Origin of the sequence: Sedimentitalea xiamensis (assembly GCF_030164465.1) — a bacterium.
GTDB lineage: Bacteria > Pseudomonadota > Alphaproteobacteria > Rhodobacterales > Rhodobacteraceae > Sedimentitalea > Sedimentitalea xiamensis.
Genome location: NZ_JASNJE010000075.1, coordinates 1 through 2,897 on the forward strand (window position 1 = coordinate 1; position 2,897 = coordinate 2,897).

General features: G+C 67.8%; 1 protein-coding gene. It reads right to left on the reverse strand.

Annotated features, from left to right (window positions below):
- Positions 1–2,897 (reverse strand): pyruvate carboxylase (locus QO034_RS23125; RefSeq protein ID WP_284487854.1); only part of this gene is annotated, 2,897 nt, incomplete at both ends.

Below are 2,897 nucleotides of genomic sequence, written 5' to 3' on the forward strand. Positions count from 1 at the left end.
TCGACCTCCTTGCCTTCCATCTCGGCGCTGGCCCTGGCGCGGGCCTCTTCCAGGTCGGTCGGGGGCAGGTGCTTGCCGGGGCGTTCCATGTTCGGCGCCGCGCCCTTCAGCACCTTGGCGGCGATCGCCTCGGGGAAGCCGCCGGGCGGGTGGCCCATGTCGCCGCGCATCAGCGCGATGACGCTGTCGGGGAAGGAGACATCGACCTCCGGATCCTCGACCTGGGCGCGGGTCAGGCCCTGGGAGACCATCATCAGCGCCATGTCGCCCACCACCTTGGAACTGGGCGTGACCTTGGGGATGTCGCCGAACATCCGGTTCACGTCGGCATAGGTCTGGGCGACCTCGTGCCAGCGGTCCTCCAGCCCCAGCGACCGCGCCTGGGCCTTGAGGTTGGTGAACTGCCCGCCCGGCATCTCGTGCAGGTAGACCTCGGAATTGGGGGCCTGCAGGCCGCTCTCGAAGGCCGTGTATTGCGCGCGCACCTGTTCCCAGTAGTCGCTGATCTCGCGGATCGCGGAAATATCGAGCCCGGTGTCGCGGTCGGTGCGGCGCAGCGCCTCGACCACGGAGCCGAGCGTCGGCTGGCTGGTGTTGCCCGACAGCGCGTCCATGGCGCAGTCGACCGCGTCCACCCCGGCCTCGGAGGCGGCGAGGATGGTGGCGCAGCCGACGCCCGCGGTGTCATGGGTGTGGAAGTGGATCGGCAGGCCGACCTCTTCCTTCAGCGCCCGGACCAGCGCCTTGGCGGCGGTGGGTTTCAAGAGGCCCCCCATGTCCTTGAGGCCGAGGATATGGGCGCCGGCGTCGCGCAGCTCCTTGCCCGCGGCGACGTAGTATTTCAGGTCGTATTTCGCCCGGTCCGGGTCGGTGATGTCGCCGGTGTAGCAGACCGAACCTTCGCAGATCTTGCCGGCGTCCAGCACCGCGTCCATCGCCACGCGCATGTTTTCCACCCAGTTCAGCGCATCGAAGACGCGGAACAGGTCGACGCCGCTGACCGCGGCCTGGCGCACGAATTCCCGCACCACGTTGTCCGGGTAGTTGGTGTAGCCGACGCCGTTGGAGCCGCGCAGCAGCATCTGGGTCATCACGTTGGGCATCGCGGCGCGCAGGTCGCGCAGGCGCTGCCAGGGGCATTCCTGCAGGAAGCGGTAGGCGACGTCGAAGGTGGCGCCGCCCCAGCATTCCACCGAAAACAGGCCGGGCAGGTTGGTGGCATAGGCCGGCGCCACCCGGATCATATCGATCGAGCGCATCCGGGTCGCGAGCAGCGACTGGTGGCTGTCGCGCATGGTGGTGTCGGTGATCAGCAGCTGGCGCTGCGCCTTCATCCAGTCGGCCACCGCCTGCGGACCCTTCTGTTCCAGCAGGTTGCGGGTGCCCATCACCGGCTCCGCGCGCGGTTTCGGCGGGCGCGGCAGCTTCAGGCCGGCGGGGGGGCGGGGGCGGTCCCTGACCTCGGGATGGCCGTTCACCGTCACGTCGGCGATATAGGTCAGCACCTTGGTGCCGCGGTCCCGGCGCTTGGTGAACTGGAAGAGTTCCGGCGTCTCGTCGATGAATTTCGTGGTGTAGGTGTTGTTCAGGAAGGTCGGGTGCTTGAGCAGGTTCTCGACGAAGGCGATGTTGGTGGACACGCCGCGCACCCGGAATTCGCGCAGCGCCCGGTCCATCCGGGCGATGGCCATTTCCGGCGTCGGGGCCTTGGCGGTGACCTTGGTCAGGAGGCTGTCGTAGAAGCGGGTGATGACGCCGCCCGCATAGGCGGTGCCGCCGTCGAGCCTTATGCCCATGCCGGTGGCGGACCGGTAGGCGGCGATGCGGCCGTAATCCGGGATGAAGTTGTTCTGCGGGTCCTCGGTGGTCACGCGGGTCTGCAGCGCGTGGCCGTTGAGCGTCACGTCGGCCTGGGTCGCCTTGCCGGTGGCCTCGGCGATGGTCTTGCCCTCGGCGATCAGGATCTGGGCGCGGACGATGTCGATGCCGGTGACTTCCTCGGTCACGGTGTGTTCGACCTGCACCCGCGGGTTGACCTCGATGAAATAGAACTGGCCGTCGTCCATGTCCATCAGGAACTCGACCGTGCCGGCGCATTCGTAATTCACATGCTTGCAGATCTTGTAGCCCAGCTCGCAGATTTCGGCGCGCTGGTCCTCGTCCAGATAGGGGGCGGGGGCGCGTTCCACGACCTTCTGGTTGCGCCGCTGCACCGAACAGTCGCGTTCGTAAAGATGATACATCCCGCCGTGCTTGTCGCCGAGGATCTGCACCTCCACATGGCGGGCGCGCAGGATCATCTTTTCCAGATACCCCTCGCCATTGCCGAAGGCGGCCTCGGCCTCGCGGCGGCCCTCGCGGACCTTTTCCTCGAGCTCCTCGGGTTTCAGGATCGGGCGCATGCCGCGCCCGCCGCCGCCCCAGGACGCCTTGAGCATCAGCGGATAGCCGATTTCCGCCGCCTCGGCGCGGACCTTGTCCATGTCCTCGCCCAGCACCTCGGTGGCCGGGATCACCGGCACCCCGGCGGCGATGGCGACCTTGCGGGCGCTGGCCTTGTCGCCGAGCGCGCGCATGGTCTCCGCGCGCGGCCCGATGAAGGCGATGCCGGCGGCGTCGCAGGCATCGACGAAATCCGGGTTCTCCGACAACAGCCCATAGCCCGGATGGATCGCGTCCGCGCCCGAGGCCTTGGCGACGCGGATCATCTCGTCGATCGAGAGATAGGCCGCCACCGGCCCCAGCCCCTCGCCGATGCGATAGGCCTCGTCCGCCTTGAACCGGTGCAGGCCCAGCTTGTCCTCCTCTGCATAGACCGCGACCGTGCGCTTGCCCATCTCATTCGCCGCCCGCATCACGCGAATCGCGATCTCACCACGGTTCGCTATCAGGATCTT